The organism is Pseudomonas sp. S2_F07, assembly GCF_054668325.1.
In genome coordinates this window covers 1-19,952 of sequence record NZ_CP162758.1, presented here as the reverse complement: position 1 = coordinate 19,952, position 19,952 = coordinate 1, and the positions used below count along the sequence as shown (strand labels likewise).

22 protein-coding genes are annotated in these 19,952 nt (G+C 62.5%); 12 read left to right on the top strand and 10 right to left on the bottom strand.

Translation table 11 applies throughout. The features are described from left to right. Positions 1-2: 2 nt before the first annotated feature. The gene (gene pcsA / locus AB4O40_RS00110; protein ID WP_409079411.1) at positions 3-725 is read left to right on the top strand and encodes a phosphatidylcholine synthase; all 723 of its coding nucleotides are present in this window, start codon (positions 3-5) and stop codon (positions 723-725) included. Positions 726-727: 2 nt separating this feature from the next. Further along, positions 728-1,114 carry a DUF488 domain-containing protein gene (locus AB4O40_RS00105; protein WP_460056818.1) on the top strand — a complete coding sequence of 129 codons (387 nt, stop codon included), beginning with the start codon at positions 728-730 and terminating at the stop codon, positions 1,112-1,114. A 129-nt stretch (positions 1,115-1,243) separates the two neighbouring features. Here AB4O40_RS00105 and AB4O40_RS00100 read toward each other — a convergent pair whose 3' ends face one another. Then, positions 1,244-2,056, bottom strand: a complete 813-nt coding sequence (locus AB4O40_RS00100) for a class I SAM-dependent methyltransferase (protein WP_223542434.1) — start codon at positions 2,054-2,056, stop codon at positions 1,244-1,246. Positions 2,057-2,100: 44 nt separating this feature from the next. Then, positions 2,101-2,370, bottom strand: a complete 270-nt coding sequence (locus AB4O40_RS00095) for a DUF4242 domain-containing protein (RefSeq protein WP_056723667.1) — start codon at positions 2,368-2,370, stop codon at positions 2,101-2,103. A 179-nt stretch (positions 2,371-2,549) separates the two neighbouring features. On the opposite strand from AB4O40_RS00095, the gene AB4O40_RS00090 reads away from it, so the two are divergent. Further along, positions 2,550-3,542, top strand: a complete 993-nt coding sequence (locus AB4O40_RS00090; protein WP_223542435.1) for an AraC family transcriptional regulator — start codon at positions 2,550-2,552, stop codon at positions 3,540-3,542. A gap of 9 nt (positions 3,543-3,551) precedes the next feature. Here the strand turns inward: AB4O40_RS00090 and AB4O40_RS00085 are convergent, their stop codons facing one another. The 3 genes from AB4O40_RS00085 to AB4O40_RS00075 all read right to left on the bottom strand — a co-directional run bounded on the left by AB4O40_RS00085 (position 3,552) and on the right by AB4O40_RS00075 (position 5,454). Next, complete coding sequence (locus AB4O40_RS00085) at positions 3,552-4,769, bottom strand: cytochrome c biogenesis protein DipZ (protein WP_409079409.1); 1,218 nt, start codon at positions 4,767-4,769, stop codon at positions 3,552-3,554. A 160-nt stretch (positions 4,770-4,929) separates the two neighbouring features. Then, entirely contained in the window at positions 4,930-5,142 is a 213-nt protein-coding gene (locus AB4O40_RS00080; protein WP_223542437.1) for a hypothetical protein, read from the bottom strand. Positions 5,143-5,190: 48 nt separating this feature from the next. Beyond that, positions 5,191-5,454 (bottom strand): DUF2790 domain-containing protein, encoded by a 264-nt coding sequence (locus AB4O40_RS00075; protein WP_223542438.1) that lies wholly within the window; start codon positions 5,452-5,454, stop codon positions 5,191-5,193. A gap of 297 nt (positions 5,455-5,751) precedes the next feature. Between AB4O40_RS00075 and AB4O40_RS00070 the strand changes: the two genes are divergently transcribed. Together AB4O40_RS00070 and AB4O40_RS00065 are read left to right on the top strand one after the other, a co-directional pair. Continuing rightward, complete coding sequence (locus AB4O40_RS00070; protein ID WP_056723657.1) at positions 5,752-6,492, top strand: response regulator; 741 nt, start codon at positions 5,752-5,754, stop codon at positions 6,490-6,492. Further along, positions 6,489-7,799: an ATP-binding protein gene (locus AB4O40_RS00065; protein ID WP_056723655.1), complete on the top strand. Its 1,311-nt coding sequence runs from the start codon at positions 6,489-6,491 to the stop codon at positions 7,797-7,799. Before AB4O40_RS00070 ends, AB4O40_RS00065 begins: the two co-directional genes overlap by 4 nt. A gap of 1,047 nt (positions 7,800-8,846) precedes the next feature. On the opposite strand, the gene AB4O40_RS00060 is transcribed toward AB4O40_RS00065, so the two are convergent. Both AB4O40_RS00060 and AB4O40_RS00055 read right to left on the bottom strand, forming a co-directional pair. Continuing rightward, positions 8,847-9,602 carry an HvfC family RiPP maturation protein gene (locus AB4O40_RS00060; RefSeq protein ID WP_413966572.1) on the bottom strand — a complete coding sequence of 252 codons (756 nt, stop codon included), beginning with the start codon at positions 9,600-9,602 and terminating at the stop codon, positions 8,847-8,849. 3 nt (positions 9,603-9,605) lie between these two features. Continuing rightward, positions 9,606-10,436, bottom strand: a complete 831-nt coding sequence (locus tag AB4O40_RS00055; protein ID WP_056723653.1) for an HvfB family MNIO-type RiPP peptide maturase — start codon at positions 10,434-10,436, stop codon at positions 9,606-9,608. A gap of 346 nt (positions 10,437-10,782) precedes the next feature. Here AB4O40_RS00055 and AB4O40_RS00050 point away from each other — a divergent pair, with 346 nt between their 5' ends. Next, positions 10,783-11,829: a class I SAM-dependent methyltransferase gene (locus tag AB4O40_RS00050; RefSeq protein ID WP_056723650.1), complete on the top strand. Its 1,047-nt coding sequence runs from the start codon at positions 10,783-10,785 to the stop codon at positions 11,827-11,829. A gap of 122 nt (positions 11,830-11,951) precedes the next feature. Beyond that, entirely contained in the window at positions 11,952-12,794 is an 843-nt protein-coding gene (locus AB4O40_RS00045) for an NAD-dependent protein deacetylase (RefSeq protein ID WP_409079306.1), read from the top strand. Between the two features lie 114 nt (positions 12,795-12,908). Here AB4O40_RS00045 and AB4O40_RS00040 read toward each other — a convergent pair whose 3' ends face one another. Then, on the bottom strand, positions 12,909-13,811 hold the full coding sequence (locus tag AB4O40_RS00040; RefSeq protein WP_056723646.1) for a LysR family transcriptional regulator: 903 nt from the start codon (positions 13,809-13,811) through the stop codon (positions 12,909-12,911). Between the two features lie 210 nt (positions 13,812-14,021). Here AB4O40_RS00040 and AB4O40_RS00035 point away from each other — a divergent pair, with 210 nt between their 5' ends. The 5 genes from AB4O40_RS00035 to AB4O40_RS00015 all read left to right on the top strand — a co-directional run bounded on the left by AB4O40_RS00035 (position 14,022) and on the right by AB4O40_RS00015 (position 18,319). Next, positions 14,022-14,720 (top strand): CoA transferase subunit A, encoded by a 699-nt coding sequence (locus tag AB4O40_RS00035; RefSeq protein ID WP_046043267.1) that lies wholly within the window; start codon positions 14,022-14,024, stop codon positions 14,718-14,720. Between the two features lie 36 nt (positions 14,721-14,756). Beyond that, complete coding sequence (locus tag AB4O40_RS00030) at positions 14,757-15,422, top strand: CoA transferase subunit B (RefSeq protein WP_056723644.1); 666 nt, start codon at positions 14,757-14,759, stop codon at positions 15,420-15,422. A gap of 11 nt (positions 15,423-15,433) precedes the next feature. After that, positions 15,434-16,615 carry an acetyl-CoA C-acetyltransferase gene (locus AB4O40_RS00025; RefSeq protein ID WP_056723643.1) on the top strand — a complete coding sequence of 394 codons (1,182 nt, stop codon included), beginning with the start codon at positions 15,434-15,436 and terminating at the stop codon, positions 16,613-16,615. Positions 16,616-16,831: 216 nt separating this feature from the next. Beyond that, entirely contained in the window at positions 16,832-17,626 is a 795-nt protein-coding gene (locus AB4O40_RS00020) for a hypothetical protein (RefSeq protein ID WP_056723686.1), read from the top strand. Positions 17,627-17,752: 126 nt separating this feature from the next. Next, positions 17,753-18,319: a DcrB/PsbP domain-containing protein gene (locus AB4O40_RS00015; RefSeq protein WP_056723641.1), complete on the top strand. Its 567-nt coding sequence runs from the start codon at positions 17,753-17,755 to the stop codon at positions 18,317-18,319. A gap of 3 nt (positions 18,320-18,322) precedes the next feature. Here AB4O40_RS00015 and AB4O40_RS00010 read toward each other — a convergent pair whose 3' ends face one another. Both AB4O40_RS00010 and AB4O40_RS00005 read right to left on the bottom strand, forming a co-directional pair. Then, the gene (locus tag AB4O40_RS00010) at positions 18,323-19,039 is read right to left on the bottom strand and encodes an alpha/beta hydrolase (protein WP_223541521.1); all 717 of its coding nucleotides are present in this window, start codon (positions 19,037-19,039) and stop codon (positions 18,323-18,325) included. A 181-nt stretch (positions 19,040-19,220) separates the two neighbouring features. Next, positions 19,221-19,952: peptidase M14 (locus AB4O40_RS00005; protein WP_460160118.1), on the bottom strand; the 732-nt coding region annotated here is incomplete at its 5' end.

Sequence of the window (19,952 nt, the reverse complement as noted above, 5' to 3'; positions counted from 1 at the left end):
CCGTGATTTCAACCCTGTACATCGCCAGGCTCAAAGCATGGGGCGCCCATGGCTTTACCGCCACTGGCGTGGTCACCGCTTTCCTCGCCACCCTGTCCCTGCTGGATAACCAACCGACCCATTGCCTGCTGTGGCTGGGTGTCGCCCTGATCGTCGACGGACTGGACGGTGCGCTGGCACGCAAGGTCAACGTGCAGTCGGTGTTGCCGAGCTTCGATGGCTCGATCCTCGACCTGGTGATCGACTACCTGACGTACGTGTTTATCCCGGCACTGTTCATCTACCGCTACATTCCGTTGCCGGACTACACCCTGCTGCTGAGCGTGTCGCTGATTCTGGTGTCGTCGCTGTTCTGCTTCTGCAACGTCAACATGAAGAGCACCGACAACTACTTCCAGGGTTTCCCCGCCGCCTGGAACGTGGTCGCCCTGTGCCTGTACATCATCGCCCCGCCGCCGTGGATCACCTTCGCCACGGTCATCGGCCTGGCGCTGCTGACCGTGACCCGGATGAAATTCCTGCACCCGTTTCGCGTGCGCCGGTTCATGCCGATCAACATTGCGGTGACAGCCATCTGGTTGCTGTGTAGCCTGTCACTGGTGCTCAACCATCCACGGATCAATCCGTTGGTAATGGGCTTGTGGTTGCTGATGTCGGCGTACTTCCTGGGCATCTGCCTGTGGCGCACGGCGCTGGAGTGGTTCGACGAGTCGGGGCTCAAGTAGCCATGGCGGTCCATATCGTTCAACTCGGATCACCCCGTCGGCCTGACGAAGGCTTGCGCCTGGGCACGGTACGCCGCCCTCCACGCGGCGTACCGAAAACCGAATTCGCCCGTCGGGACTTTTATGATGTCTGGCAACCGCTGCTGTCGCCCAGTGCCGAGTTGGTGGCCGAGGCCAAGGCTGCACAGGATGCCAAGGCCTGGGAGATGTTCCGGCGCAAGTTCAAGGCCGAGATGAGCCAGCCCGCGGCCAGTCAGATGCTGGACCTGCTGGCCGCGCTGTCCCACCAGACGTCCCTGGCCGTGGGTTGTTATTGCGAGGATGAAGCGCATTGTCACCGGTCGGTGTTGCGCGAGTTGCTGCAAGCCCGTGGCGCCGTAGTGATTTAGAGGCAATGACCACCACACAACTCCTGTGGGAGCTGGCTTGCTCGCGAATGCGGTCTTTCAGTCGAAGATGCTGTGGCTGACACACCGCTTTCGCGAGCAAGCCCGCTCCCACATTGGACTTGTGGTAACTCAACGCCGCGTAATCACCACCTCCAGGTATTCACTCGGCACCACCAGCGACTTGTCGCCCGCCCGGTTCATCCGGTTGATCAACTCGCTCAGGTCCCTCTCCAGTGCCTTGGCGCCATCCGCGGGCAGCGCGGCGAAGGCCTTGTGCACCGGCCCGTACCACTGGCGGAAGGTGTCGATGAAATGCGCCGCCGAGCGATAGCGGAAATTGAACGTGCGGCGTGTCACCTGAAGCAGGAATTCACGCTCGTCGAAATGCTCGCGCAGCCAGGCTTCGCTACCCCAGCGGGAGGGCGGATTGGCGCCCGGAGGGGGTGGCAGGTGTTGGCCCAGGGTCTTGAACATCTGGCCGACGAAACCTTCCGGCGTCCAGTTGGCCAGGCCGATCCGCCCGCCCGGGCGACAAACCCGCGCCAGTTCCGCGGCGGCCTTGGGCTGGTCTGGCGTGAACATCACGCCGAAGGTCGACAGCACGGCATCAAAACTGCCGTCGGCAAAGGGCAAGGCTTCGGCATCGGCGACCTGGAAGGAGACCTTCAGGCGTTCTGCCCGGGCCCGTTCTTCGCCGCGTTCGAGCAAGGCGGCGACATAGTCGGTGGACGTCACCTGGCAGCCACGGCGGGCAGCCGCGAGGGTTGCGTTGCCGTTACCGGCGGCTACGTCGAGCACGCGCTCATCGCACAACAGGTCGCAGGCTTCGGCCAGTTGCTCGCCGACGATCTGCAGGGTGGTGCCGATCACGGCGTAGTCACCGCTGGCCCAGGAGGCCATCTGGCGGTTTTTCAAGGCAGTCAGATCAATGGGTGTACTCATGGAAACGGTCTCTGGTTTGAAACACGAGTCGGGTCCGGTCGCGGTTACTCCGCCGTCGTCGGATCGATGATATTCATGACCTGGGAAATGCGGTTGGCGGGAAAACCACTGATCCTGGCGTGCTCCCGGATCTGCTCCTCGTTCGGCGAGATGTACACGCAGTAGAGTTTGTCACCGGTGACATAGCTCTGCAGCCACTGCACCTCTGGCAACTCACGCAACGCCTGGCAGGACTTTAGCGAAGCGGCTTTCAAATCCCTTTCCGACAATGCTCCGGCGCCCTGGATCTCGCGTTCAATCACGAACTTCGGCATGGCAACCTCTCTTTTCTTGTTCTGGGTAGCAGGGCCGGTATTGACCCCGTAGACAAACTATCGTCCTGACGGGCGCTGGCGTCCTGTCCGATCGTCGCCCAACCCTGCCCGATCGTCCGGAGATTCCACGTAGCGCGCAGGCGCGCTCACAATCAGGAACCTCCCACGGGGAAACCCCAATGGACGCTCTGTCACAGACCCTGCGCGTCGTGCACCTGGTCGGCGCGATCTTCATTAACGCCCGGTTCACCGCGCCCTGGTGCTACCAGTCGCCCAGCGCCGATACGGCGGCGCCGTTCCTGGAGCCCGATGCGGAACGAGTGGTGATCTTTCACCTGATCACCGAGGGTGAGTGCTACGTGGAATTGGGCGATGCCCCGCCGCTGCTGCTGAGTGCGGGCGACGTGGTGATCTTCCCCCAGGGCGATGCCCACCGCATGTGCTCCCGTCCCGGGTTGCCCCCGGCCACGGGTGCGCGACTGGATGCGGTGCTCGCGCGCCGGCCTCGGCAGTTGAGTTATGGCGGAGGTGGCGCGGTCACCCGGTTGGTGTGTGGTTACCTGGCGTGCGACACGCGCCTGGCGGGCATGTTGCTCAAGGGCTTGCCGGCCGTGGTGCGCGTCAATGTACGCGGTTCGGATGCCGGTATCTGGCTGGAATCCTCCGTGCGTTATGCCCTCGCCGAAGCCCGCTCGCCTCGCCCTGGCGGCGAAGGGGTATTGGCCAAACTGGCCGAAGTGCTGTTCATCGAAGTGTTGCGCCTGTACATGAACGAACAGGGCGAAGGCCGCACCGGCTGGCTGGCCGGCGTGCGCGACCGCATCGTCGGCGCCGCCCTCAACGCCTTGCACAAAAAGCCCTGCCACGCCTGGACGCTGGACGAACTGGCGCGCACCGCCAGCACCTCAAGATCGGTGTTGGCCGAACGCTTCCAGCAACTGGTGGGGGTGTCGCCGATGCAGTACCTGACGCAATGGCGCATGTTGCTCGCCGCCAACCTGTTACGCAGCAGCAACAGCTCATTGACGCGCATCGCCGAAGAAGTGGGTTACCAGACCGATACCGCTTTCAGCCGCGCCTTCCGTCGCGAGTTCGGTGCGCCACCGGCGGCGTGGCGGCGCGGCCAGGAGAAAAAAATCATGGCCCACGAGGCAAGACCTGTGAGCCATTGATCGAGCCAATTACGCCGTTGGCGCGCTTGCCTTGGCCTCCTCCAGCAACTGCTGAATCATCTTCTCCTGAGTGTCATAACTACCCTCACCGAAGTGGGTGTAACGCATCTGCCCCTTGGCATCGATCAGGTAGTGCGCCGGCCAGTACTGGTTGTCGAAGTTGCGCCAGATCGCGTAGTTGTTGTCGATCGCCACCGGGTAGGTGATGCCGTACTCCTTCACCTTGGCCCTGACGTTGTCGATGATGCGTTCAAAGCCGTATTCGGGCGAGTGCACGCCGATCACCACCAGCCCGTCCTTTTCGTACTTCTTCGCCCAGTCCTTCACGTACGGCAGGGTGTGCTTGCAGTTGATGCAGTCGAAGGTCCAGAAGTCCACCAGCACCACTTTGCCTTTAACGGCCTCGTTGCTCAGGGCCGGCGAGTTGAGCCAGTCCACCGCGCCGGACAGCGAGGGCATGGCGCCCTGGGCGCTGTCCATGGTGCTGTCGGCCTTGACCTTGCTGACCAGGTAGTCGACGACTTTCGGCACGGTTTCCAGCACGCCTTTCTCCACGCTACCGACACCTTGCGAGGAGGTGTTGGCCAGCAACAGGTCATTGGCCCCCGTTGCAATCACCGCCGCACCGGACAGCACCGCAACCCCGGCGCCACGGCGCAACCAGCCAGTGACCGGAATCGACGGTTTCAAGCGATTGACCAGGCCGCGACCGGCAAAGATCAAGGTGCCCAGGGACAGCGCACTGCCCGCGCCATAGGCCACCAGCAACAGACTGGTGCCGGCGTTCGCGCCTCGCAGCATGGCGCTGGTGAGAATCACCCCGAGGATCGGCCCGGCGCAGGGTGCCCAGAGCAGCCCGGTGGCGACGCCGATCATGATCGAGGCCAGCGGCCGGGACATCTTGCGCGAGTTCGGGTCGATGCGATTGCCCAGCAGCACGAAGGGCCGCGCCAGCCATTCACCGACCCGGGCGGAAATCAGCGACAGGGCGAACAGCACCATCACCACCAGCGCGACGTGGCGGCCGGTATTGCTGGCCTGGATCACCCACTCGCTGCTGACCACGGCCAGGCTGGAGACCAGGGCAAAGGTCAGGACCATGCCGCCGAGGGTCAGCAGGATCGAGGAACGTGTGCGGTCGGCCCCGGCAAACAGGAAGGGCACGACCGGCAGGATGCACGGGCTGAGGACGGTCAATATGCCGCCCAGGAAAGCGATGAGTAACATGGGATCACCTGATGCAGGTTATAGGGCGACACAGAGCCAGTGTGGGAGCGGGCTTGCTCCGGGCGGCGTTCCGACGAAGACGTACTTTCAGTTGATATCAATGTTGAATGTACTGGCCTCTTCGCGAGCAAGCCCGCTCCCACATTGGATTGGGGTGTTCTCAAGCCGTCTGCTCATCCAGCAACTGCCCTTGCGGCGTGCGGCTGGAACCGTCTTGCGCCAACAAGCCCTGGGTATCCTTCTGCGCCACAGGCGTGAGCTGGAAGCAGGTGTTGCCGGCGCAGGCGCTTTGCTCGACAGTGGCGTTGGCATGGGCCGCCGCACCGGCGACGGAAAAGACGATGGCGGTCAGGTAGCGGGAAACGTTGTTCATGATGTCCTTCCTGTTTCAAATGGATCAGGCGGTGGTCGGGCGCGACACTCAGTTTTGCGAGTTGCAGTTGTCAGCGAATTTGCGGTAATCCAGCACTTGGGTCCTGGACTGGGAGTCGAGGTACGTCAGCTGCGCATTCACCACGCCGCAGGAAGGCGTAGCGTCCTCGGTCAGCGACAGCACTTTCCTGATGTCCAGTTGGGTGCCGTAGGTGTAGGTTCTGGGAGCGACATCGGCTTCGGCACGGGCCGACAAGGTGCAGATGTTCAGGGCGGCAAACAGGCAGGCGGCGTAGATGGCCTTGGTGTTCATGGCGGATTCCTCAGGGTTCGACAGGTCGTTGGGCCGAGGCGCTCTGGCTGGCCTCGATGGAACCCATTAAAAGCCTGTGAGGTATCTCGTCTGTGTCGGGAATCGGCGTGAATCAATCGCTGCGTATCAGAACGGCGCCTGGATACACAGGCATACAAAACCGCTGGAAATCGGCTTTTTTGCCTTCGTGTGTATCCGCAGGCAAGCCAGATACACTGCAATACAAAGGGTGGCAGGCGAGCCCGCCCAGGCTCTATAGACTGTGTGGCATTCCCCATTTACCAGAGGTTTGGCCCAATGGATCACGTTGATCACATCCTCATCGTTGACGATGACCGCGAAATCCGCGAACTGGTTGGCAACTACCTGAAGAAAAACGGTCTGCGCACCACGGTCGTGGCGGATGGACGGCAGATGCGCGCTTTTCTGGAAACCACTCCAGTGGACCTGATCGTGCTGGACATCATGATGCCAGGGGACGATGGCCTGCTGCTCTGCCGCGAATTGCGCGCCGGCAAGCACAAGGCCACGCCGGTGCTGATGCTCACCGCCCGCAACGATGAAACCGATCGCATCCTCGGCCTGGAAATGGGCGCCGACGACTACCTGGTCAAGCCATTCGCCGCCCGCGAACTGCTGGCGCGGATCAACGCGGTGCTGCGACGCACGCGCATGCTGCCGCCGAACCTGGTGGTGACCGAAGCCAGCCGCCTGTTGGCCTTCGGCCGTTGGCGCCTGGACACCTCGGCCCGTCACCTGCTCGATACAGACGGCACCATGGTGGCCCTGAGCGGTGCCGAATATCGATTATTGCGGGTGTTTCTCGACCATCCGCAGCGGGTGCTCAACCGCGATCAATTGCTCAACCTGACCCAGGGCCGCGACGCCGACCTGTTCGACCGTTCCATCGATCTGCTGGTCAGTCGCCTGCGCCAGCGCTTGCTCGACGACGCTCGCGAGCCGGCCTACATCAAGACCGTACGCAGCGAAGGCTATGTGTTTTCCCTGCCGGTGGAAATCCTGGGCGATCAATCATGACCCTGGCGCTGCATTGGCCACGCACCCTGGCTTCGCGGCTGTCGCTGATTTTCCTGATCGGCCTGATCCTCGCCCAGGCGCTGTCCTTCGGTGTGCAGTACTACGAACGCTACGAGTCCTCGAAAAACACCATGCTCGGCAACCTGGAAACCGACGTTTCCACCTCCGTTGCCATCCTCGACCGCTTGCCCGTCGATGAGCGAGCCGCCTGGCTCAAACAACTGGAGCGGCGCAATTACAGTTACATGCTCAATGAGGGTTCGCCGGGCACGCCCATGCGCACCGACATGCCCGATGCGCCCATCGCCATTGCCTCGATCAAGGACGCCATCGGCCACGATTACCCGATGACCTTCACCGACATCCCCGGGCCGAAAAAACATTTCCAAGTGCACTTGAACCTGGCCGATGGCAGCCCGCTGACCATCGACGTCCGCCCGGCGATGGTGCCGTTGTCACCCTGGCTGCCCATCGTGTTGCTCGGGCAACTGGCGTTGATGCTGGCGTGCTCCTGGCTGGCGGTGAGAATCGCCATCCGCCCCCTCACCCGCCTCGCCGGTGCCGTCGAAACCCTGGACCCCAACGCGCACCCCGTGCTCCTCGACGAAAGAGGCCCGAGCGAAGTCGCCCACGCTGCCAGGGCCTTCAACTCGATGCAGGCACGCATCGCGGCCTACTTGAAAGAACGCATGCAACTGCTCGCGGCAATCTCCCACGACCTGCAAACCCCGATCACCCGCATGAAACTGCGCGCCGAGTTCATGGACGACTCCAGTGAGAAAGACAAACTGTGGAACGACCTGGGCGAGATGGAACACCTGGTGCGCGAAGGCGTGGCCTACGCCCGCAGCATCCACGGCGCCACCGAAGAAAGCCGCCGCACCGACCTCGACTCGTTCCTCGACAGCCTGGTGTTCGACTATCAGGACGTGGGCAAGGATGTTCAGCTCACCGGCAAGAGTGCGGCCGTCATCGATACCCGCCCCCACGCCTTGCGCCGGGTGCTGGTCAACCTCACGGACAACGCATTGAAGTTTGCCGGTGCTGCTCAATTGCAGGTGGAAAAACGGGCCGATGGCAACCTCTCGATCAGGATCCTCGACCGTGGCCCGGGGATCGCCGAGGAGGAACTCAAGCAAGTGATGGAGCCGTTCTATCGCGTTGAGAATTCCCGCAACCGCAGCACCGGCGGCACCGGGCTGGGGCTGGCGATCGCCCAGCAACTGGCGGTCGCGATTGGAGGGTCGTTGACCTTGAGCAATCGTGAGGGTGGCGGGTTGTGTGCGGAGTTGCGATTGCCGGTGTAGATGTCTTCGGTTCGGGTTTGCGGGTTTACTCGGGACTTGTGGCCACTGAGGATCCCTGTGGGAACGGGCTTGGTCCGGGCGGCGTTCCGACGATGGCTTTGTGTCAGGCGGCATGGATTTTTGAGGGTGTACATATCCGTTTCTGCGGTAACGGCGGCTTATGGTTCCGCCCTTACGGCGGGTCACTTGGAAAAACGGAACGCCGCCCGACCCCAAGTAACCAAGGGCTCTTGCCCCTGACATTCGGTGCCTCGCCTAGGCTCGGCATTCCCTCGCTCCGGTCCTGCTCCGTGGGCCCGCCGCCATCGGCCATCCATGGCCGGGGGCGGCTAACCCGGCATCCATGCCGGGTTGACCACTGCGCAGAACCTGCGCTCGGCCTCACGAGGGGGCGTACACTGTAACAGCGTCCGAGGCGGCCTACCGGCCGACCTGGTTGACGGGGTCGTTCGTCTGGGAGGTACCTGGTCGCCGGTAGACTGCTATCGCGAGCAAGCTCGCTCCCACAAGTACTCAGTACATCAGCAAGATTTCGGTCGGCTGGCAGGCCGTCTTCGCGAGCAAGCCCGCTCCCACAATTGGACCGTGTGCAGCAGCAAAACCAGGTCGGCTGTCAGGCCGCCTTCGCTGGCAAGCCAGCTCCTACAGTTGATCGGCGTACACCCACGCTTTTCACCACTCATCAGGCCGAGCGTTAGCTCGCCTGCAGCTCTTGATCTTGATCCACCCGCCCCCTCGGCAGGCTGAGCGGAGGTGTTCATCCGGGGATGGGCGCGCAGCGCCGTTCGACGCAGTCGAACTCATTGCATGTAGGTCGAAGCGAAGCCGACCGGAGGGCAATGCCCCCGGATGAATACCGCAGCGAAGGAACCCCGAGCCTTAGCGAGGGGCCGTACGTAAGGGGCGAGACCTTTGGTTCCTTTGGGGCGTTTGCCAAAGGGACTCGCCGTAAGGGCGAAACCGCCAGCCGCCGTTACCGCAGCAACGGATATGTACTCAATCAACCAAGAACCTGGTCGGCCCAAAGGCCGCCAAGGTCAAAGCAGATCAAACACCCCCAACAACCCCCTCCCCATGCATCTGCCGCAACAACGCCAACCCACCCACCAGAAACCCCGAATCCCCCACCATCCCCGCCTCCACCGCCAATCCTTGCAACTGCTCATGCCCGGTCAACTCCGGAAACTCACGAATACGCAGCAACAACCGCCACGCCAACGGACTCAACTCAGAAAACCTCACACTCCAATCCTCGGCACGACGCACCAGCAACAAAGTCGGCTGAGCAGGTAAAACGTCCGGCTGATAATCCGGCCCCACCTGCTGCACCGGCCAGGCATAAGCCAACGGCCAGGCCAACGGCGACACCCCCAAGGGCCGATCCAGCAGCAACGCGGCATCACCGCCAACCAGAGGCTCGGCGTCGGATTGTTGCAAGGCCATTTCCACCCACTCGTAATGCGCCAGCTCCACCATGAACGGCGGCCACGGCCCATCGCTCAACGCCTGAGGCCCGGCCGCGAGAAACCCGACAAACTCCTCAGCAATCTCACCAAACTTCGGCGTGCGGGCGCGGTAGTCCCGCAGAAAAATCCGCACCAGCGAACGCCAGTGCTCATTGCCCAGAATCTTCACCAGCACCGGAAAAGTGCCACTGAGCAAGGACGACAGATTGGCAAACACCAGATCGCGATACACCTGCGCCCGGGCAGCGTCCATTTCGGCCGGTGGCGCGAAACGCTCGGGATCACGCAGGTATTGGCCCATGGTGCTTTGCTGCTGATGCAACGATTGCTTCTCCACGGTTCAAACCTCCTGTTGCAAGCGGCGAATGGTCTGCAATTCCGCCACCAGCTCAGCGAACGCCGGAAAGTTGAAATCCCGCTCCAACAAGGTCGGTTGCACACCGAACCGGGCATAGGCCTGGGCCAGCAACGACCACACCGCCGGTTTGACCGAAGCGCCGTGAGTGTCGATCTTCAAGGAATCGGACTCGTCGAAATGCCCGGCAATGTGCATCGCCACCACCCGGCCCGAATCGATGCCAGACAGAAACGCCTGCGGATCGAAACCGTGGTTGATCGAATTGACGTAGACGTTATTGACGTCCAGCAACAGGTCGCAATCGGCCTCACGCAGTACGGCATTGGTGAAGGTCACCTCGTCCATGTCCTGTTGAGGCGCGGCGTAATAGGAAACGTTTTCCACTGCCAGGCGCCGACCAAGGATGTCCTGGGCCTGACGGATACGCGCCGCGACGTGGTGCACCGCTTCTTCAGTGAACGGCAACGGCAACAGGTCATACAGGTGGCCGTCGTCGCTGCAATAGCTCAGGTGCTCGCTGTACAGCGGCACGTTGTAATGATCGAGGAAGCTGCGAACCTCCTGCAGAAAATCGACGTCCAGCGGCGACGGCCCGCCGAGGGACAGGGACAAGCCGTGACAGGACAATGGATAGCGTTCGGCCAGGGCGCGCAATGCCGCGCCGTGGGCACCGCCGATGCCGATCCAGTTTTCCGGCGCGACTTCCAGAAAATCGAAATCCCCTGCCGGTGCGGCCTGGAGGTCTTTGAGTAAACCGCGACGCAGGCCAAGCCCTGCGCTGGCCTTGGCTACGGGGGGAATGGATGTCTGCATGGTGTCGATCTCACAAGATGTTCAAGGACGCGAGCCGGTGCCCGCCATGAGACAGAGTTAATCGAAAGGGTGTATCTGGACTGTGTTCGGCTGGGGTCTGAAGTTGCGCGGGACTGTATCGAAAGGCCGGTGGGACACAGTGAGATACATCTCTCCCACAGGGTCGTATAGCGGCAGAATAAACGTTGCTTTCGTCGCGCCAGGCCGCGCGCTACAAGGCCCGGACTAAACTTACTGCACACAGGGCCCGCTTGGTGCCCTGTACATCCCCACGACCACCGCCCAGCGGCGAACGCCTCGCCAGACAATGCCTCTGGACCGTGATCCTGCTAAAGGAGCACACATGATGGACGAGGCCAGACTCAACGATTTCATGGGCAAACTGGTGAATGACATGGGCGGCGCGGCGATGCTCGCCAACGTCATCCTTGGCGAAGAGCTCGGCCTGTACCGGGCGATGGCCGACAGTCAGCCCATCACCCCCGAAACCCTTGCCGAGAAAACCGGCTGCAACACCCGCCTGCTGCGCGAATGGCTCAGCGCCCATGCAGCCTCCGGCTACATGGAACACCGTGACGGCCAGTTCCGGCTCCCCGAAGAGCAAGCCATGGCGTTGGCAAACGAAGACTCACCGGTTTATGTGGCGGGTGGGATTGGCGTGGTCGCGTCGTTTTTCCATGACAAGGACAAACTGGTCAGCGCCATGCGCGGCGACGGCGCCCTGCCCTGGGGCGATCACCACCCGTGCATGTTCAGCGGCACCGAACGCTTCTTCCGCCCCGGCTACAAAGCCCATCTGGTCGCCGAATGGTTGCCGGCCCTCGACGGCGTGGTGGCCAAACTGGAAGCCGGGGCCAAAGTGGCGGACATCGGCTGCGGCCATGGCGCCTCGACGGTGATCATGGCCCAGGCGTTTCCGGATTCGCGCTTCGTCGGCTTCGACTACCACGCACCGTCCGTCACCGTTGCCACCCAGCGGGCCGAAGAAGGGGGTGTATCCAGCCGGGCCAGGTTCTTCCAGGGCACGGCGAAAAGTTACCCCGGCAGCGATTACGACCTGATCTGCTACTTCGACTGCCTGCACGACATGGGCGACCCGGTGGGTGCGGCCAAACACGCCTATGAGTCGCTGAAGGACGACGGCACGGTGCTGCTGGTCGAGCCCTACGCCAACGACTTGCTCGACGACAACGTCAACCCGGTCGGACGCCTGTTCTACGCGGCATCGACCTTCATCTGCACGCCCAACTCGCTGTCCCAGGAAGTTGGCCTCGGCCTCGGTGCCCAGGCCGGTGAAGCACGCTTGCGCAAGGTGTTCAGCGAGGCCGGATTCACTCGTTTTCGCCGGGCCACGGAAACGCCGTTCAACCTGATTCTGGAGGCGCGTAAATAATCCTCGCCGTCATCTGTAGGCGCGAGCTTGCTCCGGGCGGCGTTCCGACGATGGTGTGTCAGCTATATTGATGTCGACTGACACTCCATCGCGAGCAGGCTCGCTCCTACAGGTTTCCCGGCATGCTCGACCGCCAGACCCGTGACCAACTCGATCGCCTCCATCAGCTCATGGCGGATCAGCCGTTTGCCGTGCTGACCGGGGCCGGTATCAGCACGCCCTCAGGCATCCCGGATTATCGCGACAGCCAGGGCGTGCGACGGGGCCGGCAGCCGATGATGTACCAGGAGTTTCTCTCGGCCCCGGAGTCCCGGCGGCGCTATTGGGCGCGGGCGATGCTCGGCTGGCCGAGGGTGCGAATGGCACAACCGAACGTGGCCCACGACACCCTCGCCCGCTTGCAAGGCACGCGGCAGATCAGCGGGTTGATCACCCAGAACGTTGACACCCTGCACGACCAGGCCGGCAGCCACGACGTGATCGAACTCCACGGCAGTCTGCACCGGGTGTTGTGCCTGGATTGCGGTCAGCGTAGTGAGCGCGACTCGATCCAGCACCTGATGGAAACACAGAACCCGTACCTGGCCGGCGTCGACGCAGTGCAGGCGCCGGATGGCGACACCTTGCTCGACCCGGCCTTCGAGGCACGCTTCCAGGTCCCCCGCTGCCCACATTGCGCCGGGGAACGGATGAAGCCGGACGTGGTATTTTTTGGCGAGAACGTCGCACAGGCCACGGCGGCCAAGGCGATGGCCGCCGTCGAACAGGCTGCCGGGCTGTTGGTGATTGGCTCGTCGTTGATGGCCTACTCGGCGTTTCGCTTGTGTCGGGCGGTGGTGGACCAGGGCAAGCCGCTGATTGCGATCAACCTGGGCAAGACCCGGGCCGATGAGATGCTGGATTTGAAGATCGAGGGGTCGTGCGAGCGGTTGTTGCCAATATTGGCCGAACGCCTCTCTTCCTGATCAACACAGTACCCTGTGGGAGCGGGCTTGCTCGCGAAGAGGGCGGCACATCCAACATCTTTTTTGCCTGACCCACCGCTTTCGCGAGCAAGCCCGCTCCCACAGGTAATGTGATCAGTTCGTGGAGAAACGTTGCCCAAGGTTTTCCTCTTTGAGCACATCAAACAACGCCTGGGCCGCCGCCGACAGCTCTCCCCCCGGCAACGTCAGCACCCCCAGCGCGCGCTCCACCACCGGGTCGCGCAAGGTGATGCAACGCGCCCCCAACTCACGCATCTGTCCGGCACACAAGGCTGGCACCGCGCTCACGCCCAGGCCACTGGCGACCATGCGCCCGACTGTCGCCAGTTGATGGCTTTCAAACTCCACCGGCAGCTTCATGCCCCGGGCCTGCAAGTGTTCTTCGAGCATCACCCGCACCGTCGACGGACGCTGCAAGGTAATGAACGGCTCCTTGAGCAGGGTCTGCCAGTCGATGTCATCGAGTTCGGCCAGCGCCGAATCCAGGGGCACCACCGCGACGAAGCGGTCGATGTACAACGGCGTGAACTGCAGCGACGAACTCTGGGTCGGCTCGAACGCCACCCCCAGTTCCACCTGGCGGTCCCGGACCATTTCCAGCACTTGCTCGTTGATCACGTCATTGACCGTCACGTTGACATTCGGATAACGGGCGCGGAAGGTCTTGAGGATCGGCGGCAGCAGGTTGCCGGCGAACGATGGCATCGCCGCCAGGGTCACGCGACCGCGCTGCAAGGTAAAGCGCTGGCGCAACTCATCCTCGGCATTGTCCCAGTCGGCGATCAACCGGCGCGCCAGCGGCACCAGGGATTCGCCTTCGGCGGTGAGCGCCACATTGCGCGTGGTGCGGGTGAACAAGCGCCCGCCCAGGCCCTCCTCCAGCGCCTTAATGGTCAGGCTCAAGGCCGATTGCGACAGGTGCAGGCGCTCGCAGGCCACGGCAAAGCTCAGGCTCTGGGCCACGGCCAGAAAGGCGCGGATCTGCTTGACGGTCATACTCGATTTCTCCCGGCTATTGTAGGAGCTGCCGAAGGCTGCGATCTTTTGATCTTGATCCAAAAGATCGCAGCCTTCGGCAGCCCCTACAGATTCTTGAGTTTTATCTATTAATTAACCTTAAAAATCAACTTAACAAATGAATACTCCAGCGAGACACTCCTTCCCATTCGGCTAGCCAGCCGCCCACAAAGAATAAAAGAGGTGCATATGGCAGGTTTCGACAAGCGCGTGAGTTCCTACGAGGAAGCTCTGGCAGGTCTTGAAGACGGCATGACCGTGATCGCTGGTGGCTTCGGCCTGTGCGGGATCCCGGAAAACCTGATCAACGAGATCAAGCGCAAGGGCACCCGCGATCTCACCGTGGTTTCCAACAACTGCGGCGTCGACGGTTTCGGCCTCGGCGTACTGCTGACCGACCGCCAGATCAGCAAAGTGGTGGCGTCCTACGTCGGCGAAAACAAGCTGTTCGAAGAGCAACTGCTCAAGGGCGAAATCGAAGTCACCCTGACCCCGCAAGGCACCCTCGCTGAAAAAATGCGCGCAGGCGGCGCCGGCATCCCGGCCTTCTTCACCGCCACCGGCGTTGGCACCCCGGTCGCCGAAGGCAAGGAAGTGCGCGAATTCCATGGCCGCAAGTACCTGATGGAAGAATCCATCACCGGCGACTTCGCCATCGTCAAAGGCTGGAAAGCCGACCATTTCGGTAATGTGATCTATCGCCACACCGCCCAGAACTTCAACCCGCTGGCCGCCACCGCCGGCAAGATCACCGTGGTCGAAGTCGAAGAAATCGTTGAACCCGGCGAGCTGGACCCGGCGCAGATCCACACCCCCGGCATCTACGTCGACCGGATCATCTGCGGCACGTTCGAGAAGCGCATCGAACAGCGCACCGTGCGTAAGTGATCCCCTACCCCCGGACCGAATGAAGGAATAACGACAATGGCACTTTCCCGCGAACAAATGGCTCAACGCGTCGCCCGCGAAATGCAGGACGGCTTCTACGTGAACCTGGGCATCGGCATTCCGACCCTGGTCGCCAACTACATCCCCGAAGGCATGGAAGTCATGCTGCAGTCGGAAAACGGCCTGCTGGGCATGGGTCCGTTTCCTACCGAAGAAACCATCGATGCCGACATGATCAACGCCGGCAAGCAAACCGTGACCGCCCGTACCGGCGCGTCGATTTTCTCCTCCGCCGAGTCCTTCGCGATGATCCGCGGTGGTCATGTCGACCTGACCGTGCTGGGCGCCTTTGAAGTGGACGTGCAAGGCAACATCGCCTCGTGGATGATCCCCGGCAAACTGGTCAAGGGCATGGGCGGCGCGATGGACCTGGTGGCCGGCGCCGACAACATTATCGTCATCATGACCCACGCCTCCAAGGATGGTGAGTCCAAGCTGCTGGACCAATGCAGCCTGCCGCTGACCGGCGCCGGGTGCATCAAGCGTGTGCTGACCGACCTGGCCTACCTGGAAATCGAAAACGGCGCGTTCATTCTCAAAGAACGTGCGCCGGGTGTCAGCGTCGAAGAGATCGTCGCCAAGACTGCCGGTAAACTGATCGTGCCGGACCACGTGCCGGAAATGCAGTTCGCTGCCCAGTGAGGAATCATTCCATGCAAGAAGTCGTCATTGTTGCCGCCACGCGCACCGCGATCGGCAGCTTCCAGGGATCCCTGGCCAATGTGTCCGCGGTTGACCTGGGCGCTGCGGTGATCCGTCAGTTGCTGGCGCAAACCGGCCTGGATCCTGCGCAGGTCGATGAAGTGATCATGGGCCAGGTGCTGACCGCCGGCGCCGGGCAAAACCCTGCGCGCCAGGCCGCGATCAAGGCCGGCCTGCCCTTCGCCGTACCTGCCATGACCCTGAACAAGGTCTGCGGCTCCGGTCTTAAAGCATTGCACCTGGGCGCCCAGGCGATTCGCTGCGGCGACGCCGAGGTGATCATCGCCGGTGGCCAGGAAAACATGAGCCTGGCCAACTACGTCATGCCCGGTGCCCGCACCGGCCTGCGCATGGGCAACGGGCAAATCGTCGACACCATGATCAGCGATGGCCTGTGGGACGCGTTCAACGATTACCACATGGGCATCACCGCCGAGAACCTGGTTGAGAAATACAGCCTGACTCGCGAGCAGCAGGACGCATTCGCCGCCGCCTCGCAGCAGAAAGCCGTGGCCGCCATCGAAGCCGGGCGCTTTGTCGATGAAATCACCCCGATCCTGATCCCGCAGCGCAAGGGCGATCCGCTGTCCTTCGCCACCGACGAACAGCCACGGGCCGGCACCACCGCCGAATCCCTGGGCAAACTCAAAGCCGCCTTCAAGAAGGACGGCTCGGTGACCGCCGGCAACGCTTCGTCGCTGAACGACGGTGCCGCGGCCGTGATCCTGATGAGCGCCGAAAAGGCCAAGGCCCTGGGCCTGCCGGTCCTTGCAAAAATCGCCGCCTACGCCAACGCGGGTGTCGACCCGGCGATCATGGGCATCGGCCCGGTGTCGGCCACCCGCCGCTGCCTGGACAAGGCCGGCTGGAACATCGACCAGCTTGAGCTGATTGAAGCCAACGAAGCCTTCGCCGCGCAATCGCTGGCGGTGGCCAAGGACCTGGAATGGGACTTGAACAAGGTCAACGTCAACGGCGGCGCCATTGCCCTGGGTCACCCGATCGGTGCCTCGGGTTGCCGCGTGCTGGTGACCCTGCTGCATGAAATGCTCAAGCGTGACGCCAAAAAAGGCCTCGCCACCCTGTGTATCGGTGGTGGTCAGGGCGTAGCGCTGGCGCTCGAAAGGGCGTAAGCCAACAGCGTTCAACAGACGGCGCGGGGACCCACGAAGATCCGTGATCTGTCTGGAAAAACACCCGGTGCGATGCAAGTCGCACCGGGTTCTTTTTTGCCTGGGTTTTTCATTTCCAGCGGGCTTGAATTTTGTATACAAAACTCGCGAACACATAAAGCAATCCACCCGATGCAATGCTACCGTTGCCACCTCACACAGGTCGGAGACGTGCGCGTGTTGATCCTCAAGTTGCTGTTGATCCCAGGCTTCCTGCTACTGATTTCCCTGGCTGGCAAACGCTGGGGGCCGAGCGTGGCCGGTTGGTTGTCGGGGTTGCCGGTGGTGGTCGGGCCGATCCTGTTGTTCCTCGCCCTCGAACAAGGCCAGGCGTTCGCCGCGCAATCGGCCACTGCCGCGCTGTCAGCCATGTTCGCGATGATTGCGTTCTGCGTGACCTACGCCCAGGTCGCACAACGGGCCGGATGGCCGCTGGCGCTGGTGATCTCGCTCTCGGTCTGGGCACTGGTGGCGGTTGTCCTGTCGCTGATCCCGGCCTCCCTGGTGTTCTCGGTGTGCGCCGCCGCCACCGCGCTGCTCGCCGCACCGTACCTGTTCCCCACCGTGCAACCGGTGCTCAGTGGCCCGGCACCGAAATCCGACAAGCTCCTGTTGCGCATGATGGCCGGTGCATTGCTCACCCTGGTTGTCACGCTGTTGGCCAGCACCGTTGGCGACCGCTGGAGCGGCCTGCTGGCGGTGTTCCCGGTATTAGGCAGCGTGATGGCGGTGTTCTCCCAGCAAACCCGTGGCCCGGCCTTTACCGCCGCGTTGCTGCGCGCCACCGCCACCGGCATGTACTCGTTCGCCGCCTTCTGCCTGGTGTTGGCGCTGGCCCTGCCAACGATGGGAATGAACGCTTTTGTGCTGGGAGTCGCGGTATCGGTGGCCATGCTGGGCGTGACCAAACGCCTGCTGGCGCGTCCGGTTGGCCCGGTGACGGACACCGAGGGAGCAGTCATCAAACGCTAAGCTGCATCAGGTCATCGGGCCAGGATGATGCCCGCCCCAGCGACCGCTGAGTAGAGCACACTGGAATGCATCGCAACCTCCATGGGATGATCGCCCCCCACTGCGCGCCCATCCCTGGAGATCCCGATGTCATTGTTGAGTAAAAAAGCCCTTGTCCTGCTGCTGGCCGCCGCTACCGGCCTTGGGGCTTTGAATGCGCAGGCCGCCAAGGCCACGTCCAGTGCTGCGCCCGCCCACAAAGTCTCGATGCTCGGCAGCAAGTTCACCTTCAACCTGCCCAAGGGTTTCATCGCCAACCCGCTGCCGGCCAGCCCGGACGGTGCCAGCGGCACCCTGTACAGTAACGAGACCACCAAGACCGTGGTGATCGCCGCCGAAAACACCCTGCCCAACGGTGTCAGCGTCAAGGACAACGACGGCGGGTTCCTCGACGGCACCGCGGCCGATTTCGAAGCGGCGCAACACAAATCCCTGCCCGACTACAACAAGCTCAGCGAGAAAGCGCTGACCCGTACAACCGGACTGGGCCTGCGCCAGATCGACGGCACTGCCACGCAGGGCGGTGGCATGACCCTCACCACCACGCTGATGGCCGCATCCGGCACTCGCATGGCGGTGATCCAGGTGATTTCCCGCCCAGGCGACATGGCGGCCCACGAAACCCTGATCAAACAGATCGTCAGCGGAAAATGAATCTCAGGGGTTGAGGCGCTGCAACCAGGCGCTCAAGTCCTGTATCTCGTCGGCGCTGATACTGTGACCGACACCGGGGTAGGCGTGAAACTCGGGTTCGAGTGACACGCTCTGCAGCAGGCTGTTGGCTTCGGTGCCGTCGCTCAATGGCAGGCGTTTGTCCTGCTCGCCATGACCGATGAAAATCGCCAGGGACTGGCGTTTTTCATCCGGTTGGAGCTCGGACTTGAGCACCGGCAGAATCCGCCCGCTCAACGCAGCGATCCCACCGAACGCCTCGGGATGGCGCAGGCCTGTTTCGTAGGACATGATCGCACCCTGGCTGAAACCGACCAGGAACACCTTCTCGGGTTCGGTGTGATATTTCTTCGTGGCCTGTGCGACGAAGTCCAGCAGCAACTGGCCGCTGGCCTTCAGATCATCGGTCTCGCCGTTGTAGGCCCCTTCACCCTTCTTGCGAAACCACTGGTAACTACCCTCCTGCATCACCATCGGCGCCCGCACCGACACGAAGGTGTAGGACGCGGGCAAGTCATCCTTGATACCGAACAGGTCCTGCTCGTTACTGCCGTAACCGTGGAGGAAAATCACCAGGGGTTGATGGTTCGAATCGGCGCTGGCCTGCGCCAGGTACTTGAGCGGCAAATCGGTTTGCAGAGGGGTTTGAGCGTGGACAGCGGTGGATAGCAGGAGCGTGAGCAGCGCGAGCATCTTCAACATGGGTCTTCCTTCACTGAATGCAGGATTCGGGGAAGAGCCTAACACTGGTCAGTAGGCAGGAACATCTCGGGCGTGGCGGATGCCGCCTTCGCGAGCAAGCCCGCTCCCACAAGAATCGCGTAAACCCTGTGGGAGCGGGCTTGCCCGCGAAGAGGCCCGAACAGCCTGCGAAATTTCTGAATCAGTCGTTGATCAACTTCCCCACCCGAATCGGCTCGCGCCCGGCGACCTTCGCCTGCCAGCTGCCTGGCTGGGTGTAGCGCCCACGGTCGATGGCGAACAGCACACCGCTGGTGCCGGCCTGCACGGTGGTGACCTTGTCGTTCAACGGGTCGACCACCTCGAACAGCGCATCGCCCTTCTCCACCCATTCCCCGGCTTCACGCAGGAAACTGACCACGCCGTGATGCGGGGCGAACAGGTATTGGGTGCCTTCGAATGGCATGCCCTCACAGCATTCAGCCGGTGCCGCCGGCCAGGTGCCGGAGATGAATCCTTGCTCGGCGAGGAACCCGAGAATGGCCTCGCAATTGGCCTGGGCCTGGTCGACCCGAGTGTCGCCCATGCTGCCCAGCTCCAGGGTGGTCGCCAGGTTGGCCGGTGGAATCGCCGCCGCCGGGAACGTCCTGGCCAGGCGCAACCATGGCGAAGAGCAGGACTCATCGAACGAACTGCCGCCGGAGTCTTCACACAACAACGCCACACCGGCCTTCAAACGCGCCGCCAGGGATTGCCACTGCGGCCAGTGCTGCGGCAACGCATAGATGTGGATCGCAGCGTCGAAATCGCAATGCAGGTCGAGGGTGATGTCGGCGTCGCAGGCATGGCGCAGCAACAGGCGGTGCATGGCTTCCAGCTGCGATGGCGCTGCCGGCAAGCCGTCGAGGACCTCGCCCATGGCCTGGCGAATCAG

What these genes read in the sequence shown, in the direction of transcription:
- AB4O40_RS00045 (WP_409079306.1), top strand. Translation starts at nt 11,952, where the DNA reads ATGCTCGACCGCCAGACCCGTGACCAACTCGATCGCCTCCATCAGCTC.
- AB4O40_RS00035 (WP_046043267.1), top strand. Translation starts at nt 14,022, where the DNA reads ATGGCAGGTTTCGACAAGCGCGTGAGTTCCTACGAGGAAGCTCTGGCA.
- AB4O40_RS00055 (WP_056723653.1), bottom strand. Translation starts at nt 10,436, where the DNA reads ATGCAGACATCCATTCCCCCCGTAGCCAAGGCCAGCGCAGGGCTTGGC.
- AB4O40_RS00080 (WP_223542437.1), bottom strand. Translation starts at nt 5,142, where the DNA reads ATGAACAACGTTTCCCGCTACCTGACCGCCATCGTCTTTTCCGTCGCC.
- AB4O40_RS00010 (WP_223541521.1), bottom strand. Translation starts at nt 19,039, where the DNA reads ATGTTGAAGATGCTCGCGCTGCTCACGCTCCTGCTATCCACCGCTGTC.
- AB4O40_RS00075 (WP_223542438.1), bottom strand. Translation starts at nt 5,454, where the DNA reads ATGAACACCAAGGCCATCTACGCCGCCTGCCTGTTTGCCGCCCTGAAC.
- AB4O40_RS00105 (WP_460056818.1), top strand. Translation starts at nt 728, where the DNA reads ATGGCGGTCCATATCGTTCAACTCGGATCACCCCGTCGGCCTGACGAA.
- AB4O40_RS00015 (WP_056723641.1), top strand. Translation starts at nt 17,753, where the DNA reads ATGTCATTGTTGAGTAAAAAAGCCCTTGTCCTGCTGCTGGCCGCCGCT.
- AB4O40_RS00050 (WP_056723650.1), top strand. Translation starts at nt 10,783, where the DNA reads ATGGACGAGGCCAGACTCAACGATTTCATGGGCAAACTGGTGAATGAC.
- AB4O40_RS00040 (WP_056723646.1), bottom strand. Translation starts at nt 13,811, where the DNA reads ATGACCGTCAAGCAGATCCGCGCCTTTCTGGCCGTGGCCCAGAGCCTG.
- AB4O40_RS00065 (WP_056723655.1), top strand. Translation starts at nt 6,489, where the DNA reads ATGACCCTGGCGCTGCATTGGCCACGCACCCTGGCTTCGCGGCTGTCG.
- AB4O40_RS00100 (WP_223542434.1), bottom strand. Translation starts at nt 2,056, where the DNA reads ATGAGTACACCCATTGATCTGACTGCCTTGAAAAACCGCCAGATGGCC.
- AB4O40_RS00085 (WP_409079409.1), bottom strand. Translation starts at nt 4,769, where the DNA reads ATGTTACTCATCGCTTTCCTGGGCGGCATATTGACCGTCCTCAGCCCG.
- AB4O40_RS00095 (WP_056723667.1), bottom strand. Translation starts at nt 2,370, where the DNA reads ATGCCGAAGTTCGTGATTGAACGCGAGATCCAGGGCGCCGGAGCATTG.
- AB4O40_RS00090 (WP_223542435.1), top strand. Translation starts at nt 2,550, where the DNA reads ATGGACGCTCTGTCACAGACCCTGCGCGTCGTGCACCTGGTCGGCGCG.
- AB4O40_RS00025 (WP_056723643.1), top strand. Translation starts at nt 15,434, where the DNA reads ATGCAAGAAGTCGTCATTGTTGCCGCCACGCGCACCGCGATCGGCAGC.
- AB4O40_RS00030 (WP_056723644.1), top strand. Translation starts at nt 14,757, where the DNA reads ATGGCACTTTCCCGCGAACAAATGGCTCAACGCGTCGCCCGCGAAATG.
- AB4O40_RS00070 (WP_056723657.1), top strand. Translation starts at nt 5,752, where the DNA reads ATGGATCACGTTGATCACATCCTCATCGTTGACGATGACCGCGAAATC.